Origin of the sequence: Actinoplanes rectilineatus (assembly GCF_000962825.1) — a bacterium.
GTDB lineage: Bacteria > Actinomycetota > Actinomycetes > Mycobacteriales > Micromonosporaceae > Actinoplanes > Actinoplanes rectilineatus.
In genome coordinates, this window is record NZ_JZKF01000034.1 from 33419 (window position 1) to 51095 (window position 17677).

Consider the following 17677-nt stretch of genomic DNA (forward strand, 5'->3'; position numbering starts at 1 on the left):
AGGCCGGTATCGCCGATGCGTCGACGGTTGATCGACGCTTATGCTGCGCGCCATGTCGCATCCCTCCGACGTGGTCTTCGACCCCGCCGCCGCGTATCCGGACATCCCGGTGCTGACCGCGGCCCTCGCCCGGCGGGACTGGTCCGCGTGCCGTGCCCTGCTCGACTCGGTGAGCCCCGCGGACCGGACCTCGCTGATCCGCACCGCCGGCGACGAGAAGGACCTGGAGGGCTTCCTCCGCGAGGTGCTGCGCAAAGACCCCCGGGACGGCGCCGCGTCGGCGCTGCTCGGCTTCCACCTGATCTACCTGGGCTGGGAGATCCGCACCGCGGCCTGGGCCAAGGACGTGACGCCGGAGCAGTGGGCCGGTTTCCGGGACCACCTGTGCCAGGCCGAGCAGGCGCTGATCGACGCGAGCGCGTACGACCGGTCCGACGCCGCGGTCTGGACGGCCCGGCTGCTGGCCGCCCGCGGACTGTCGCTGGGCAGCGCCGAGAGCCGCCGCCGGTACGACCGTCTCTCCGCCGCCGTGCCGCACCACCTGCCCGGCCAGATGGAGCTCGCCTGGGGGCTGGAGCCCAAGTGGTTCGGCAGCTGGGAGGAGCTGCACGAGTTCGCCCGGGACTCGGCGCTGGCTGCCCCGCCCGGCAGCCCGCACGGCCTGCTGCTCGCCGAGGCGTTCTTCGCCCGGTACACCACCGCCGACAACGACGCCGAACGCGGCTCGCTGCTGCACGACCAGCGGATGCGCAACGACCTCTACCGGGTGGCCGAGCATTCGGTGCTGCACCCGGAGTTCCGTCGCGACTACGGCTGGGTCCGCGCGGCGAACACCTTTGCGGCATACTTCGCGCTCGTCCAGGACCAGCCCAACACGGCCCGGATGTTCGGCGTCCTCGGCAACCTCGCCGTCGCCGATCCCTGGTCGCACCAGGAGGCGGACGCCGCCGTCCGGATCCGGCAGGCACGCACGTGGGCGTTCGGAGGCGCACGATGATCACTGAGCTCGAGGTCGGCGGCATCCCCGTGGTGCTGGCGCCGACCACCGGACCGATGCACGCCGGCCTGGTCTTCCGGGTCGGCTTCGCGGACGAGACGCTGGCCCGGCGGGGCATCACCCACCTGGTCGAGCACCTGGCGCTGCACTCGTTCGGGGTCGCCGACTACCACTACAACGGCGCCACCGGGGTGGAGTTCACCTTCTTCCACATGCAGGGCGCCGAGGCGGACATCGTGGCGTTCCTCAACGGCGTCTGCGCCGCGCTGAGCGACCTGCCGATGCAGCGCCTGGTCACCGAGAAGGAGATCCTGCGCACCGAGGAGAACGGGCGGGGCGAGGGACCGACCGAGGCGATGGCGCTGTGGCGGCACGGGGCCCGCGACTACGGCCTGGCCACGTACCCGGAATGGGGTCTCACCGGGATCACCCCCGACGACCTGCGCGCCTGGGTCGCGCAGTACTTCACCAAGGAGAACGCGGTCCTCTGGATCGCCGGTCCGGGCGTTCCCGAGGGCCTCGAACTCAACCTGCCGTCCGGGCGGCGGCAGCCGGTTCCGGCACCGTCGTCGGCTCTTCCGGTACGCCCGGCGCACTTCTCCGGTCCGTCCAACGTGGTCGGCTGGGACACCGTGGTCCGCCGGGAGGCCCGGTCCGCGGTGTTCAGCGGCGTCCTGGAACGCGCGCTGTTCCGTTCCCTGCGGCAGGAGAGCGGCCTGTCGTACACGGTGCAGACCAACTACGAGCCGCGGGCCGACGGCAGTGCGGTGGTCACCGCGGTCGCCGACGTGCTGCCGGAGAAGCAGTCCGCGGTGCTCGGCGGGTTCGTCGACGTGCTGGCCGGGTTCCGGCTCGGCCTGATCGACGAGGCCGACGTCAAGACCGTGATCACCCAGCGGGCCGAGGAGGCCACCCGGGCCGAGGAGAGCGGCGCCCGTCTGCCCGGACAGGCGTTCAACCTGCTCTCCGGCCGGCCCGTGCAGACGCTCGAGGACTCGCTCGCCGAGCTGCGCGCGGTCACGGTGGCCGACGTGGCGGCGGTCGCGGTGACCGCGCACGCCGACGGCCTGCTGATGACGCCGGGGCGGACCCGCGCGGACTGGGCCGGATACGCCGAGGCACCCCGGGAGTCCGAGTCGGTGGCGCAGGGCACGGCGTACCCCTCGCTGGAGGACCCGTCCGTCGTGGTGGTGGCCGGTGAGCGCGGGATCAGCCTGGTCGGTGACGGCTCGGCGGCGACCGTCCACTTCGACGAGTGCTCGGTGCTGCTGATCTGGCCGGACGGCGCCCGCCGGTTCGTCGGCCACGACGGCATCCAGGTGCACTTCGAGCCGACCCTGTTCACCAACGGGCACGCCCTGCTGCCGGCCCTGGACTCCCGGGTACGCCCGGAGCTGCACGCCGCCATGCCGGCCCGTGACCCGTCCCGCATCCCGGCCCCGCAGCCGCCGGGGCAGCGCGGGTACGGCCACCCGCAGGCGCCGTCGCAGGGTGGCAAGGCCGGCCCGATCGTGGGGTTGGTCTTCGCCGTTCCGGGGCTGCTCCTCTTCGGTGGTCTCGGCCTGCTGATGCTGCTCGCGTCGACACTCGACGACGTGGACAGGGGCTTCGAGGTCGTCCTCGGACTGATCTTCCTGGCCTTCGCGGCCGGTGCCGGATACGGCGTGTTCAAAGCTGTCCGCAGCCTGCGAGGGCGCTGAGAGTTTCGGCCGCCGGTCCCGGTGCGGGGGCAGGATGGTGAGGTGAAGGCAACGGTACGGTCCGGCCTGGCCGGAGTGGCGGCGGCCGCAGTCGCGCTGGGCGCGGCCGAGTCGGTCGCGGCGGGCACGGGGGCGGATTCGTCCCCGCTGGTCGCGGTCGGTGCGGTGGTGGTCGATCACGTGCCGGCGTCGGTCAAGGACTTCGGCATCGCGGTCTTCGGGGTGCACGACAAGACCGCGTTGCTGGTGGGCACGACGATCCTGCTGGCCTGCTACGCGTACGGGCTGGGCGTTGTCGGACGTCGCCGGTGGCCGTGGGCGGTGGCCGGGATCGGGCTGTTCGCGGTGGCCGGCGTGGTGGCGGCGGTGACCCGGCCGGGCGCGGGTGCCACGGCGGCGCTACCGGCCCTGATCGGTGCCGGTCTGGCGGTCCCCGTTCTGCGCTACCTGCTGGCGGCGGCGGACGGGCGGCCGGAGAGCGGGCACCGGGGTGCGGCGGCGGCCGGCGGCACGGACCGCGGTGGCGCTCCCGCCGCGGAGGCGGGACGGGACGAGGGGGCCGGGACGGCCGTTCACGCGTACCCCCGAGAGAGCCGCCGCCGGTTTCTGAAAGGTCTGGGGATCGCGGGTGTGGCGGCCCTGGCGGCCGGGGGCGCGGGACGGCTGATCGGCTCGCGCCGCGCGGTCACCTCGGCCCGGCAGTCGGTGGTGCTGCCGGTGGCCGCGGAGCCCGCCCCGGTCGTGCCCGCCGCGGCCCAGGTCTCCGGCGCGGTGCCCTGGGTGACGCCGAACCGGGAGTTCTACCGGATCGACACCGCGCTGGTCACCCCTCAGGTGGACCCCTCGTCGTGGACGCTGCGGATCCACGGGATGGTCCGTAACCCGATCACCATCACCTGGGCGGAGCTGTTGCAACGCCCGATGGTGGAGCGACACGTGACCATCGCCTGTGTATCGAACGAGGTGGGTGGCGATCTCATCGGGAACGCGCTGTGGCTGGGTACGCCGATCAAGGCGCTGATCGACGAGGCGGATCCGCTGCCCGAGGCGGATCAGGCCGTGCAGCGATCGGCGGACGGCTGGACCTGTGGCACGCCGACCTCCGTGCTGCGGGACGGGCGGGACGCGCTGCTCGCGATCGGGATGAACGGTGAGGCGCTGCCGGTGCCGCACGGGTTCCCGGTCCGAATGATCGTTCCCGGACTCTACGGGTACGTCTCCGCCTGCAAGTGGATCACCGAGATCGAGCTGACGAGATTTGCCGATTTCGATGCCTACTGGGTGCCGCGAGGCTGGTCGGCGCAGGGCCCGATCAAGACCCAGTCACGAATCGACAGTCCTCGGGACGGTGCCTCGAAGCCTGCCGGGGCGGTCACGGTGGCCGGGGTGGCCTGGGCGCAGCACCGCGGGGTCGCCAAGGTCGAACTGCAGGTGGACGAGGGGGCTTGGGAGACCGTCACCCTCGCGCCGACGGTGTCCGCCGACACCTGGCGGCAGTGGACGCACACCTGGCAGGCGACTCCCGGGACGCACACGCTCCGGGTGCGGGCGACCGATCTCGACGGTGCCGTGCAGACCGCCGACACCGCGCCACCGGCGCCCGACGGCGCCACCGGGTGGCATCAGGTCAACATCGACGTCGAGTAGCCGGAAACCGCACTTTCGGTCCGACTCGAGAACGCAAGTCGCTCATACGGTGGGTTGCATGTCCACCGATGCGGTTGAAGAACCGCGGAACCAGTCGACACGGCCCCCCGGGGAGGACCGTGTCGTCAGTCGCGTGGTGATGCCGCGCTCCGGACGGCGTCAGGCCGCCGGGGCCTGCCGCTGCGCGGGAACTGCCGTCTTGTGGGGCCGGCCGAGGCGAGCCTCGAGCCGGAGCAGGTCGACCCGTCCGTGACGATCGGCCAGGTCCTCCCAGCCGACCGCGAGCAGCCGCAGCCGCTCCGACTCGCTGAGACCTCCCCAGACACCGTACGGCTCGCGTACCGCGAGGGCGTGCGCGGCGCATTCGGCCCGGACCGGGCAGGCACCGCACATGGTCTTCGCCTTGACCTCGCGGCGATTGCGGGACGACCCGCGTTCGCCGTCGGGGTGGAAGAACTGCGCGCTGTCCCGGCCACGGCAAATACCGAGTCGTTGCCAGTCCCAAAGATCGGCGATGGGGCCGGGCAGTCTGCGAACGTTCGACATCTACACCCTCCTCCCGCGCGGCACCGCGGAGCGTTCCTCATGAGGGGCCTGGGTCAGGCCTTTGGCGGCTGTACCCAGGTTGACGCCGACTCACACGCGCCATGTCGATGTCTTCGTGAGCGGTATCGCAAAGGGGTGGCAAGTCATACCTATCTTTCCCGTTTTTTCCATCTAAAGCGCGTAATGCTGCGGCCCTCGCGTGATCTCCTCTGAGAGAGAAGGAGGATCACTGTGCGTACCGTCCTCGTGTGCGTCCGAACCCCGCTGGCGGCCCAGACCGTCGCGTCCACCGCGGCCCGGCTCGGCATGACCGGCGTCGTCCGGACAGCGGTCAGCGAGACCGAGGCCATGATCCGACTGGCGGAACGGCCCGCCGAAGTGGTCCTGGCCGACACCGCCGTGACCCGACCCGACAGCGTCGGTTTCACCCGACGCGTACTTGCCCGCGCCCCCCAGGCGCAAGTGGTGCTCTTCGGTGCGGAAGACCCTCGGGTAGCCGCGGCGGCTGTCGCCGCGGGTGCCCGAGGAGTCATCCGTGGCGTCGAGCACGACCTGGTCAGCGTCGTCGCGAAGGCGCTGCTCCTGTTGCTGTTGCCGGTACGCCCGCAGGGCATGCCGATCAACGGCGCCAACGCACAACCGGCCACCGTGGCCGGCGGCGTCCGCAACACCAACTCACCGGCCGCACGCGGCCAGTACCGCGACGGGCTCGGCATGGGAGTGCCGAACGCGTCCGCGGTGCCGGCGATGCTGCCCAACTCACCGATGGTCCCGGCACAGCGCGGCGACGCACCCATCGATCCGGCCACCGGCCGGCCGATGGTGGCCTGGCCGGGCAACGAGGGCGGCATGGGCGATGCCGCACCGGCCGGGCGGCGGCTCACACTCACCGAGCGTGAACTGCAGGTCCTGCGAGGCATGGCCGACGGCAAGAGCAACGCCGAGATCGGCCGGGAGCTTTTCGTCTCGGAGGACACCGTCAAGACCCACGCACGGAGACTGTTCCGCAAACTGGGCGCCCGCGACCGGGCGCACGCGGTGGCGGCGGGGTTCCGGGCGGGGTTGGTCGCCTGATTCCTCCCGGGGGGTCGAGAGGGGGCGGCGGTCACCGGTTCTTCCGGTGGCCGCCGCTCGCGTTCCCACCCGCAAGCCACTCTCACCCTGGAATCCGGGACGCCAGTCGTTGGTGGCATGCACCGATAAAAAACGATAAATCAGGTCATCTGGCGAAAATTCGTCCCGACGGAGCCGATGACGGGACGGCAGATGGACGACGACCACCGGCAGGACCGGTCAGTCGTCGTCGGTGCCCTCGGTCAGGGTGTCGTGGACGCCGTCGGCGTAACCGCGGGCATACTCCCAGGTCACATAGTGATCCGGGTCCGGGTCGTACGCCGGCTCGTGCACCCGTGGCCGCCCACTGCTCAGTAGGTGACGCAGGTTGCCGCGGAGCAGGTCCCAGTCGAAGTAGTGCGGCTCGTGACAGTCCTCGCACTCGATGACCAGGCCGCGGATGCCGGTCGGACTCAGCAACGCCTGGTAGATCTCCAGGTCGGAGAGGTCCTCGAGGACGTCCTGCCGCTCGTCCTCGGTCAGCGGTTCGTTCTCGGCGTCCTCGTTGAGGTCGTCGAGTCCGGCGGCCGGGTCGGCGGGATCGCCGTTGAACGGGTCGATCGGCTCATCTTGCACCCTCACACCGTACTCACCTCCCGAGCGGGTGTGCTGGCCCGCACGTTCTGTCCGCCGCCTGGGTGCCCCGTTCCAGCTGGGTAGGATGATGGGACCCCGCCTCTTCTCTAGGGATGATTTGTGGAAACTGACAGCGCCCGCACCGTTCCGCTCGGTTTGACCTTCGACGACGTGCTGCTGCAGCCCGGTGAGTCGGATGTCGTTCCCAGCCGGGTCAACACCGTGACGCGCCTGACCCGCAACGTCGAGCTCTCCATCCCGCTGCTCTCCGCGGGCATGGACACGGTCACCGAGGCGCGGATGGCGATCGCCATGGCGCGGCAGGGCGGCATCGGCGTGCTGCACCGCAACCTCTCGGTCGAGGACCAGGCGGCTCAGGTCGACCTGGTGAAGCGTTCCGAATCCGGCATGATCACGAACCCGGTGACGTGCAGCCCGGACGACACCCTCGAGCAGGTGGACGCGCTCTGCGGGCGTTACCGGATCTCCGGCGCCCCGGTGGTGGACGCGTCCGGCGTGCTGGTCGGCATCGTCACCAACCGCGACATGCGGTTCGTCAGCGATCACAGCGCCAAGGTGCGTGACGTGATGACGAAGACCCCGCTGATCACCGCCCCGGTGGGGGTGACCAAGGAGCAGGCACTCGCGCTGCTCAGCAAGCACAAGGTGGAGAAGCTTCCGCTCGTCGACGACGGCGGCCGGCTGCGTGGCCTGATCACGGTGAAGGACTTCACCAAGAGCGAGCAGTACCCGAACGCCGCCAAGGACGCGCAGGGCCGGCTCCGGGTGGCGGCCGCGGTGGGCGTCGGCGACGACTCCTACAAGCGGGCGCGGGCCCTGGTCGACGCCGGTGTGGACGTGGTCATCGTCGACACCGCGCACGGTCACCAGCGCGCGGTGCTGGAGATGGTCGCCCGTCTGAAGAAGGACACCACGATCGACATCGTGGGCGGCAACATCGCTACGTACGCCGGTGCCAAGGCACTGGTCGAGGCGGGTGCCGACGCGGTCAAGGTCGGTGTCGGCCCGGGCGCGATCTGCACGACCCGGATCGTCGCGGGTGTCGGCGTCCCGCAGATCACCGCGATCATGGAGGCGGCCCGGGCCTGTGCCCCGGCCGGCGTCCCGGTGATCGGCGACGGTGGCATCCAGTACAGCGGTGACATCGCCAAGGCGATCGTGGCCGGCGCGAGCACGGTGATGCTCGGCAGCCTGCTGGCCGGTTCCGAGGAGAGCCCCGGCGAGCTGATCTTCCTGAACGGCAAGCAGTACAAGTCGTACCGTGGCATGGGTTCGCTGGGCGCGATGCAGTCCCGCGGTCAGGCCAAGTCGTACTCGAAGGACCGTTACTTCCAGCAGGATGTGAACGAGGACAAGCTGGTCCCCGAGGGCGTCGAGGGTCAGGTGCCCTATCGTGGTCCTCTGTCCAGGGTGGCGCACCAGCTCATCGGCGGGCTGCGCGCGGCCATGGGCTACGTGGGCGCGGAGACCATCCCCGACCTGCAGGAGCGGGGACAGCTCATCCGGATCACCGCGGCCGGGCTCAAGGAGAGCCACCCGCACGACATCCAGATGACGGTCGAGGCTCCCAACTACCACTCCCGCTAATAAGGAACAGGTCCAATGCGTGACGTCGTGGAGATCGGCTTAGGCAAGACCGCCCAGCGCGGCTACCACCTGGACGACATCGCCATCGTTCCGAGCCGTCGCACCCGCGACGTCGACGACGTGTCGACCGAGTGGAAGCTCGACGCGTACCCCTTCAAGATCCCCTGCGTCGCGCACCCGTCGGACGCGACCATGAGCCCGGAGTCCGCGATCGCGCTGGGCCGCCTCGGCGGCCTGGGCGTGCTCAACGCCGAGGGCCTGTGGACCCGCTACGAGGACCCCACCAAGATCCTCGAGGAACTCGCCTCGCTGGGCGAGGACGCCGACGCCACCAAGCGTCTGCAGGAGGTCTACGCCGAGCCGATCCGGCCGGAGTTGATCGGTGAGCGGGTCCGGCAGATGCGCGCCGGCGGCGTCACCGTGGCCGTCCGGGTGTCGCCGCAGCACACCCTGGCCCTCGCCCCGGTGATCCTGGACGCGGGCGTCGACCTGCTGGTCATCCAGGGCACGCTGGTCTCCGCGGAGCACGTCTCCACGACGGACGAGCCGCTCAACCTCAAGGAGTTCATCGCCGACCTCGACCTGCCGGTCATCGTCGGCGGTTGCACCGACTACAAGACGGCCCTGCACCTGATGCGTACCGGTGCGGCCGGCGTGATCGTGGGCGTCGGCGCCGACGAGTGGTCGACCACCGACACCGTGCTGGGCATCCGGGTGCCGATGGCGACCGCGATCGCCGACGCCGCGGCCGCGCGCCGCGACTACCTGGACGAGACCGGTGGCCGTTACGTGCACCTGATCGCCGACGGCGGCATCGCGACCTCGGGCGACATCGCCAAGGCGATCGGCTGCGGCGCCGACGCGGTGATGCTCGGCGAGCCGCTGTCGCTGGCCGAGGGCGCTCCGGCGGGCGGCGCGTGGTGGCACTCGTCGGCCAGCCACCCGGACCTGCCGCGCGGTGGCTTCTGCATCGCGGGCGAGCCGGACGGCACGCTCGACGAGGTCCTCTACGGTCCCGCGGCCCGCGCCGACGGCCAGCTCAACCTGTTCGGCGGACTGCGCCGGGCGATGGCCAAGTGCGGTTACCGCGACGTCAAGGAATTCCAGAAAGTCGCGCTCGTGCTGGACCGATGAGCTGCGGGGAGAGCTGAGCGACGGGCCTTCGGGTCCGTCGCTTCTCCTTTTCTCGTACGCGTGACAGGACGCACCGTGGTGGCACCGGGGACGGGGGCGCTTTACGCGTACCGATGAAGAAGGGTCTAGGGGAGCGGGGGACGTTCGGCGCTGAAGAGCCAGTCCTGGAAGAACGTGCCGAGATCGCGTCCGGAGGCCTTCTCGGCCGCCTCGATGAACTGGTCGGTGGTGACGTTGCCGTCCTTGTGGTCGGCGGCCCACGCCTTGATCAGCGGGAAGAACTCGTCGTCGCCGATGGTGCGGCGCAGCGCGTGCACGGTCATCCCGCCGCGCTGGTAGACCGCGTCGCCGAAGATCCGGTTGGGTCCGGGGTCGCCGGGTGGTTCGGCCCAGTTGAACGCCTTGTAGTTCTGGTCGAACAGCTCCTGTGCGGTGTCCTGGCCGTCGTGCTCGGACCACAGCCACTCGGCGTAGGTGGCGAACCCCTCGTTGAGCCAGATGTCCTGCCAGCGGCTGATCGCCACGCTGTCGCCGAACCATTGGTGTGCCAGTTCGTGCGCGACCACGCCGGTGTTGACGCCCCCGCTGAAGAAGGTGTCGCCGTAGACCGGCCGGGCCTGGGTCTCCAGGGCGTAGCGGATCTCGTCCTCGTCGACGACGACACCGCCGTTGGCGGCGAACGGGTAGGGCCCGAACTGTGTCGCCAGGTAGTCGGTGATCTCGCCGGTGCGGGCCAGGGACCGGGCCGCGGCGCCGTCGGCGGGCAGTGACTCGGGGATCGCGGTGACCATCGGCAGGTCATTGTGGGTGGTCGTGGCGATCCGGTACCGCCCGATCACGACGGTGGAGAGATAACTGGCCATCGGCGCGTTCTCGGTCCACCGCCAGGTGGTCCAGCCGTCGACGGTCTCCCGGGTGCCCGGCACGCCGTTACTGATCACCTCGAGGCCGTCCGGCACCTCCATGGCGAGGCGGAAGGTGGCCTTGTCGGAGGGGTGGTCGTTGACCGGGTACCACGTGCTGGCGGACTCCGGCTGTCCGAGAGCGATCGCGCCGTCCGTGGTCCGGAACCAGCCGCCGTTGCCGAGGGTCTTGTTCTCCAGCTGGCCGGGCTGTCCCGCGTAGGCGACCACGACGGTGAACGCCCGGCCGGACCGGATGCCGGTGGCCGGGGTGATCACCAGCTCGGTGCCCTCGGCGACGGCGGTGGCGGCGGCCCCGTCGACGGTGACCGCGTTGCTGGTCAGATGGGACAGGTCGAAGTTGAAGCGGGACAGGTCCTGGGTCGCGGTGGCGGTGATGGTGGCGGTGCCGCTCAGCTTGCCGGTGGCCGGCTCGTAGCGCAGGTCCAGGTCGTAGCCGGCGACGTCGTAGCCGCCGTTGCCGTACTTCGGGAAGTACGGGTCGCCGGCGCCGTCCGCGCCGGGCTGGAAGTTCGCCGCGGACGGCTCCGGCGGCGTTTCCTTCTCGTCGGCCGAACACCCGGCCGAGCCTCCGGCCAGCAGGAGAACGAGTACCAGCCCAGCCCGTCGCCTCATGTCTGAAGGTTACTTATCGATCAGCTTGGGATGGGCGTCGAGGTACTTCGCGGCCTGCCCCTTGGCCAGTGCCTTGATGAATCCCTTGCCCTCGCTGGTGAGCTGTTCGCCCAGGTAGCCGCTGCCGTTGCCGACACCGGAGCCGGGCAGATCCACCATGGTGATCTTCTCGGGGGTCAGGCCCCGGAGGGCGTACGCGTACTCGAACGGGGTACGCCCGCCGACGTAGACCAGGGACTTGCCGAGCGCGTCGACGACGTCGCCCAGTTTCGCCGAGTCGTCGAAGCCGCCGGACAGTGCCTTGCCGAGGATGGCCTCGACCAGCTGCCGCTGGTGGTGCTGGCGGTCGTAGTCACCGTTCGGCAGGCCGTACCGCTGGCGGGCCAGGTCGATCGCCTGCCAGCCGACCAGGTGCTGCCTGCCGGTCGGATAGACGGCCTGAGGTCCGGTGTAGTCGCCGCCGCCGGAGGCCAGCGGCCGCATCGTGCCGTCCGGTTTGCGGTGCCGTGACTTCACCTTGCGGTCGAGGGTGATGTCGACGCCGCCGAGCTGGTCGACGAGTTTCGCCATGCCCCCGAAGTTCAGGATGGCGCCGCCCTGGAACGTCTTGATCCCGGTGTAGCCGCTGACGGTCTTGCTGAGCAGCTCATATCCCTGCTCGACGCTCTTCTTGTCGGTGCCTTTGATCCGGGCGCCGCGGCTCATCGCCTCGGTGATCTTGTGGCGGCCGCCGCCGAACCCGGATTTGCTGTAGGCCGGGATGTCGACGCGCAGGTCGCGGGGCAGCGAGTAGAGGTAGGCCTTCTCCAGGCCGGCGTCCACGTGCAGCAGCATGATCGCGTCGGCGTGCGGGTCCCAGTCCGGGATGCTGACCCGGGTGTCGACGCCGACGAGCAGCAGGTCGAGCGGACCCTTGATGTCCGCGCCCGCCGACGGGGCCGGTGACGTCGGCGCGGCGGCGGGTGCGGACGAGGCCGTGGTGCCGGCCGGCGCGGCGGCCGGCTCGGCGCCACGGTTGACCGCGATGGCGACGCCCACGCCGATCAGCAACGCGAGGGACGCGCCGATGACCACCGCCCAGGTGATCTTGCTGTTCCGCATATCGCGAACAGTAGTCGGCACACGCACGGCGGCTCAACGACGAATTAGACCCCGCTGAATGGCCGATATTGCCAGTGGTGAGATCGCTGGTACCTTGTCCCGGCGACGCGTCGGTACGCGACCGTCGCTACGGGGAGGCATTCAAGGTATGAAATCTTCCAACCGGCGTGCTGTCGTCGGCGTCGCCGCTGCATCGCTGCTCGCCGGAGTGAGTTTCGCTCCCGTGTCCGTCGCGTCCGCGGCCGAGGGCCGGGCCGAGCCGGTACGCCTGGTGGTGAGTCTCAGCGCCGGTGTCGACGCGGAGGCGACACTGCCGAGCCTGTCTCGTCTGGGGCTGGCAAGCGCGGACGCCAAGGGCGGCTCGTTCGCCCGCAAGCTCCTCGCCGAGGTACGCGCGAAGTCGATCGAGGTGCCCGGCAACAAGGCGTCGGCCGTCATGGCGGCGCTGCGCAGCGACCCGGCCGTGGCCTCCGTCCGCATCGACCCGGTCGCCACGGCGTCCGCCGTGACGCCGAACGACCCGCTCTACACGGCCGGCAACCAGAGGGAACTCGGCCAGGTCAACGTGCCGGCCGCGTGGGACACCACGACCGGCGCGAAGATCAGGGTGGCCGTGGTGGACACCGGCGTCAGCTCGGTGGGTGACCTGGCGGGCAAGGTCCTGCCCGGGCGCGACTTCTACAACTACGACGACGACGCGAGTGACGACGGGGTCTTCCCGCACGGCACGGTCGTCGCGTCGCTGATCGCCGCCGCGCCGAACAACGGCTCCGGCATGGCGGGCGTCTGCGCGCAGTGCGAGATCCTGCCGGTGAAGGTGCTCGGCTCGGGTGGCTCCGGCCACTACACCGACATCGCCGAGGGCGTCATCTACGCGACCAAGCAGAACGCGAAGATCATCAACCTCTCGCTCGGTGGTCCGGCATCGGACCCGGTGCTGAAGGACGCCATCGCGTACGCCAACGGCAAGGGCGCGCTCGTCGTGGCCGCCGCGGGCAACGAGGGCAACACCGTGAAGCAGTACCCGGCGGCGTACGCCGACGTGCTGGCCGTGGGTGGCACCAACACCCGGACCGGCACCAACTCGCGGGTCAGCTTCTCCAGCTACGGCAGCAGCTGGGTGGACGTCGCCGCGCCGGCCATCACCGCCGGTATGTACAACGACGCGACGTACTGCTACGACACGACCAGCAGCCCGGCCTCGTGCCGCAAGGACGGGAACTACAAGGTGCAGGGCACCTCGTTCTCGGCGCCGCTGGTCTCCGGCATCGCCGCGCTGGTGGCCTCCAAGAACCCGAAGTACGCGGGCTGGAGCCTCGGCAACGCGATCACCCAGTCGGCCAAGCCGATCGGCAGCTGGGTGAAGTACGGCCTGGTCGACGCCAAGGCCGCGCTGGCCAAGGGCAACGACACCACGGCGCCGACCTTCACCTCCTTCTCCCCGGCGGCGAACGCGAAGGTGCACGGCACCGTCGCGGTCTCCACCACCGGACTGAAGGACGCCTGGTCGGGGATTCGCAACGTCGACCTCTACGTCGACGGCAAGTGGCACAGCTGGGACTACACCTCGCCCTTCCAGCCGAAGCTGAACACGGCCAAGCGGAACGGCGCCATCAAGATCCAGGTTCGGTACACCGACAAGGCGGGCAACATCCGCTGGAGCGCGGTCCGGACCGTGATCGCCGACAACAAGGTGCCGACCGTCACGGTCACCAAGGCCCCGGCCAACAAGGCCAAGGTCAAGGGCACCGTCACGGTCAAGGGCAAGGCCAGCGACGCCAACGGCATCGCCAAGGTCCAGCTCATGGTGAACGGCAAGGTCGTGGCGACCACCACGAAGGCGAGCTACTCGCTCTCCTTCAAGGTCGCCAAGCAGAAGAAGACGATGAAGGTCCGGGTCCGGGCGTACGACAAAGCGGGCAATGTCAAGTACACCGCCACGCGGACGTACAAACGCGCCTGACCTAGCGTGATCACGAGGGGGCGGTCCGTACGGGCCGTCCCCTCATCGCATCCCGGCCTCATCGCCGCCGGTAAACTCGCCGGGTGAGTACACCGCGTCCCGTTCTCGTCGTCGACTTCGGCGCCCAATACGCTCAGTTGATCGCCCGTCGGGTCCGTGAGGCCCGCGTCTACTCCGAAATCGTCCCGCACTCGATGCCGGTGGCCGAGATGCTGGCCAAGAACCCCGCCGCGATCATCCTGTCCGGTGGCCCGTCCAGCGTCTACGAGCCCGGTGCTCCGACGCTCGACCCGGCCCTGTTCGACAACGAGGTCCCGGTCTTCGGCATCTGTTACGGCTTCCAGGCGATGGCCCAGGCGCTCGGCGGCACCGTCGCCCAGACCGGCTACCGGGAGTACGGCCGGACCGTTCTGGCCGCTCAGGGCGGCACTCTGCTGCGTGACCTGCCCGCCGACCTGCCGGTCTGGATGAGCCACGGCGACAGCGTCGCGGTCGCCCCGCAGGGCTTCGCGGTCACCGCGTCGACCCCGGGCGCCCCGGTCGCCGCCTTCGAGGACCTCACCGCCAAGCGCGCCGGCGTGCAGTTCCACCCCGAGGTGGCGCACACCGAGCAGGGCCAGGAGATGCTCAAGCGTTTCCTGTACGACATCGCGGGTCTCGAGCCGACCTGGACGCCCGGCAACATCATCGAGGACCAGGTCGCCCTGATCCGCGAGAAGGTCGGCGACAAGCAGGTCCTCTGCGCGCTCTCCGGCGGCGTCGACTCGGCGGTCGCCGCGGCCCTGGTGCAGAAGGCCATCGGCGACCAGCTGACCTGTGTCTTCGTCGACCACGGCCTGCTGCGTGCCGGTGAGCACGAGCAGGTGGAGAAGGACTACGTCGCCTCCACCGGCGTGCGGCTCGTGGTGGTGGACGCGGAGGAGCAGTTCCTCGGTCACCTGGCCGGCGTCACCGACCCGGAGCAGAAGCGCAAGATCATCGGCCGCGAGTTCATCCGGACGTTCGAGGCCGCGGCCCGCGAGCTGGACGCCGAGCGGCACATCGAGTTCCTGGTGCAGGGCACCCTCTACCCGGACGTGGTGGAGTCCGGTGGCGGCACCGGCACGGCCAACATCAAGTCGCACCACAACGTCGGCGGTCTCCCCGACGACCTGCAGTTCTCCCTGATCGAGCCGCTGCGCACCCTGTTCAAGGACGAGGTCCGCGCGATCGGCAAGGAGCTCGGCCTGCCCGACGAGATCGTGCAGCGGCACCCGTTCCCGGGTCCGGGCCTGGCGATCCGCATCATCGGCGCGGTGGACCGGGAGCGGCTGGACATCCTGCGCCAGGCCGACCTGATCGCCCGCGAGGAGCTGACCGCGGCGGGTCTCGACCGGGACGTCTGGCAGTTCCCGGTGGTGCTGCTCGCCGACGTGCGCAGTGTCGGGGTGCAGGGCGACGGCCGGACCTACGGGCACCCGGTGGTGCTGCGCCCGGTCTCCAGTGAGGACGCCATGACGGCCGACTGGTCCCGCTTGCCGTACGACGTGATCGCCACCATCTCGAACCGCATCACCAACGAGGTTCGGGAGATCAACAGGGTCGTTCTGGACGTCACGAGCAAGCCCCCGGGCACCATCGAGTGGGAGTGACGGTCAGTAGTGGATCAATAGCTCAGGGCGGGTAAAATCGCCCTGAGCTGCAGTTACAGTCCGCTATCCCACTGTCAGGAACCCGACAGAAGTTCTCGAGAGTTAACATAATCCGGGCAGAATGCCTGCCCGTGACCCCCGCACTGGAACCGCTCCGCAGGATCGCCGCCTACGCCGTCGCCCGCGACGACGCCGGCCGCGTCCTCCTGGTCCGGGCCTCGTCCAAATCCGGCACCCCCGGAGTCTGGTCGCTGCCCGGCGGCGCCGTTGATCACGGCGAAGATCCCAACCACACCGTCGTCCGCGAGACCGCGGCGGAGACCGGGCTCTCCGTCGCAGTCTCCGGGCTGCATGACGTCCTGGCGGACATGCGCTCCCTGCCGCACCGCGGCGTGACCATCCACACCGACCGTCTCATCTACTCGGTGTCCGTCCGCGGCGGCAACCTGATCGACCGGGTCGGGCACCCGACCGACCTCGCCCGCTGGCACACCCTCGAAGAGGCCGAGAGGCTGCGGCTGCGCCCGTTCACGGCGGCCGCCCTCGGACTGTCCGCCGCCTCGGCCGACCTGCGGCCCGAAGAAGCGCCGGACTTCCCGTCCTTCTACGCCTACCAGGGGCCGGACGGTCTGCACCGGTCGCAGCGGTTCGCGGCGTACGCCATCGCCACCGACCCGTACGAGAACCTGCTCCTCACCCGGATCTCCCCCGGATACCCCGGAGCCGGCTGCTGGCACCTGCCCGGCGGCGGCACCGACTACGGCGAGCAGCCCGGCGCGGCCCTGATCCGCGAACTGGTCGAGGAGACCGGCCAGCAGGGTCGGCTGATCGAACTGCTCGGCGTGGCCAGCCACCGCGACGCGGCATCCCTCGGCCCCGAGGGCTACCCGATCGACTGGCACGGCGTACGGGCGTTCTACCGGGTCGTCGTCGACGCCCCCACCGAGGTGACCATCCACGACGTGGGCGGCTCGACCGACGAGGCCCGGTGGATGCCGCTCAAGGAGGTCGCCGAACTCGCCGCCGACCAGCTGACCGAGGTGACAGCCGATGCGCTGCGGGCCGCGCGGCTGATCTAGACGCGACTATTCTCGGCTTGGTGAAGATCAGGAGAAGGGCTGCGGCGTACGGCGTCTGCCGCTCGTCCGACGGCCGGGTGCTCATCACCCGAGCCTCGGAGGCGGCCGCGTTTCCCGGAGTGTGGTCACTGCCCGGCGGTGGCATTGATCACGGTGAGAACCCGGACGACACCATCGTCCGGGAATTCACCGAGGAGACCGGTCTCGCCGTCCGGGTGACCGGCCTGCGCGCCGTCCTCTCCGACCTGACCCGGCTGCCCGACGACTCGGTCGAACACACCGACCGGATCATCTACGACGTCGCGGTGACCGGCGGCGACCTGCGGCCGGAACTCGACGGCACCAGCGACATCGCCGAATGGGCGGACCCGGAGCAGGTGGCCACCCGGCCGCTGCTGCGCTTCACCGCCGGTGTCCTCGGCGTCCGGTTCGACGACCCGGCCCTGGAGCTCGACGGGCCGGTCGACGTCACCCGCCCGGACGGGCCGGTCGACGTCACCCGCCCGGACGGGCCGGTCCAGCGGTTCGGGGCGTACGCCCTGGCCACCGACCCGGCCGGCCGGATCCTGCTGACCCGCATCGCCGACGGTTACCCGGGCGCAGGACAGTGGCACCTCCCCGGCGGCGGCACCGACTTCGGCGAGACCCCGGAGACCGCCCTCGCCCGCGAGCTCTATGAAGAGACGTCCCAACACGGCCGGATCACCGGACTTCTCGGCGTGTCCCACCGCTACGACCCGGCCGCCCTCGGCCCCGAGGGCGTACCGATGGACTGGCATGTGATCCGCGCGTTCTACCAGGTCACGGTCGACGCACCGACCGCCGCCACGGTCACCGAGGCGGCCGGCGGATCGACCGCGGAAGCCGCCTGGCTCACCCCCGCGGAGGTCGCCACACTGCCGCTCACCGAGCTGAGCCGGGAAGCTTTGCGCCGAACGGGTTAAAATCGTCTACGGAAGGCTCGAGGCGACATCCGCCGGTCTGCGCGGCGGCTGCAGGGGTGGAGTTCCACCACTGTTCGCCCTCTCGCCAAGGCCGTCCGGC

The 17677-nt window shown here is 70.3% G+C and carries 14 protein-coding genes; 10 read left to right on the forward strand and 4 right to left on the reverse strand.

The window, feature by feature from the left end; translation table 11 throughout:
• Window positions 1-52 precede the first annotated feature (52 nt).
• Genes WH85_RS24500 through WH85_RS24510 form a run of 3 tightly spaced genes read left to right on the forward strand, consistent with a single transcriptional unit; the run spans window position 53 to window position 4344 of the window.
• Window positions 53-997, forward strand: coding sequence for a DUF4034 domain-containing protein (locus tag WH85_RS24500; protein WP_045744383.1), 945 nt, complete (start codon window positions 53-55; stop codon window positions 995-997).
• Window positions 994-2697, forward strand: a complete 1704-nt coding sequence (locus WH85_RS24505; protein WP_045744334.1) for a M16 family metallopeptidase — start codon at window positions 994-996, stop codon at window positions 2695-2697. The genes WH85_RS24500 and WH85_RS24505 overlap by 4 nt, the downstream gene beginning before the upstream one ends.
• A gap of 42 nt (window positions 2698-2739) precedes the next feature.
• On the forward strand, window positions 2740-4344 hold the full coding sequence (locus tag WH85_RS24510; protein ID WP_045744335.1) for a molybdopterin-dependent oxidoreductase: 1605 nt from the start codon (window positions 2740-2742) through the stop codon (window positions 4342-4344).
• 159 nt (window positions 4345-4503) lie between these two features.
• Here WH85_RS24510 and WH85_RS24515 read toward each other — a convergent pair whose 3' ends face one another.
• Window positions 4504-4890 carry a WhiB family transcriptional regulator gene (locus WH85_RS24515; RefSeq protein ID WP_045744336.1) on the reverse strand — a complete coding sequence of 129 codons (387 nt, stop codon included), beginning with the start codon at window positions 4888-4890 and terminating at the stop codon, window positions 4504-4506.
• Window positions 4891-5121: 231 nt separating this feature from the next.
• Here WH85_RS24515 and WH85_RS24520 point away from each other — a divergent pair, with 231 nt between their 5' ends.
• The gene (locus tag WH85_RS24520) at window positions 5122-5964 is read left to right on the forward strand and encodes a response regulator transcription factor (RefSeq protein ID WP_045744337.1); all 843 of its coding nucleotides are present in this window, start codon (window positions 5122-5124) and stop codon (window positions 5962-5964) included.
• 219 nt (window positions 5965-6183) lie between these two features.
• On the opposite strand, the gene WH85_RS24525 is transcribed toward WH85_RS24520, so the two are convergent.
• Complete coding sequence (locus WH85_RS24525) at window positions 6184-6579, reverse strand: DUF5319 domain-containing protein (protein ID WP_045744338.1); 396 nt, start codon at window positions 6577-6579, stop codon at window positions 6184-6186.
• Between the two features lie 120 nt (window positions 6580-6699).
• On the opposite strand from WH85_RS24525, the gene guaB reads away from it, so the two are divergent.
• Window positions 6700-8187 carry an IMP dehydrogenase gene (gene guaB, locus WH85_RS24530; protein WP_045744339.1) on the forward strand — a complete coding sequence of 496 codons (1488 nt, stop codon included), beginning with the start codon at window positions 6700-6702 and terminating at the stop codon, window positions 8185-8187.
• 15 nt (window positions 8188-8202) lie between these two features.
• Complete coding sequence (locus tag WH85_RS24535) at window positions 8203-9321, forward strand: GuaB3 family IMP dehydrogenase-related protein (RefSeq protein ID WP_045744340.1); 1119 nt, start codon at window positions 8203-8205, stop codon at window positions 9319-9321.
• 125 nt (window positions 9322-9446) lie between these two features.
• Here WH85_RS24535 and WH85_RS24540 read toward each other — a convergent pair whose 3' ends face one another.
• Window positions 9447-10859 (reverse strand): M1 family metallopeptidase, encoded by a 1413-nt coding sequence (locus tag WH85_RS24540; RefSeq protein WP_045744341.1) that lies wholly within the window; start codon window positions 10857-10859, stop codon window positions 9447-9449.
• A 9-nt stretch (window positions 10860-10868) separates the two neighbouring features.
• The gene (locus tag WH85_RS24545; protein WP_045744342.1) at window positions 10869-11960 is read right to left on the reverse strand and encodes an LCP family protein; all 1092 of its coding nucleotides are present in this window, start codon (window positions 11958-11960) and stop codon (window positions 10869-10871) included.
• 148 nt (window positions 11961-12108) lie between these two features.
• Here WH85_RS24545 and WH85_RS24550 point away from each other — a divergent pair, with 148 nt between their 5' ends.
• The 4 genes from WH85_RS24550 to WH85_RS24565 all read left to right on the forward strand — a co-directional run bounded on the left by WH85_RS24550 (window position 12109) and on the right by WH85_RS24565 (window position 17577).
• On the forward strand, window positions 12109-13923 hold the full coding sequence (locus tag WH85_RS24550; protein ID WP_169792485.1) for a S8 family serine peptidase: 1815 nt from the start codon (window positions 12109-12111) through the stop codon (window positions 13921-13923).
• A gap of 83 nt (window positions 13924-14006) precedes the next feature.
• Window positions 14007-15554 (forward strand): glutamine-hydrolyzing GMP synthase, encoded by a 1548-nt coding sequence (gene guaA, locus WH85_RS24555; protein ID WP_045744344.1) that lies wholly within the window; start codon window positions 14007-14009, stop codon window positions 15552-15554.
• A 131-nt stretch (window positions 15555-15685) separates the two neighbouring features.
• Window positions 15686-16633 carry an NUDIX hydrolase gene (locus tag WH85_RS24560; RefSeq protein ID WP_045744345.1) on the forward strand — a complete coding sequence of 316 codons (948 nt, stop codon included), beginning with the start codon at window positions 15686-15688 and terminating at the stop codon, window positions 16631-16633.
• A gap of 20 nt (window positions 16634-16653) precedes the next feature.
• On the forward strand, window positions 16654-17577 hold the full coding sequence (locus tag WH85_RS24565; protein ID WP_083449232.1) for an NUDIX hydrolase: 924 nt from the start codon (window positions 16654-16656) through the stop codon (window positions 17575-17577).
• Window positions 17578-17677 lie beyond the last annotated feature (100 nt).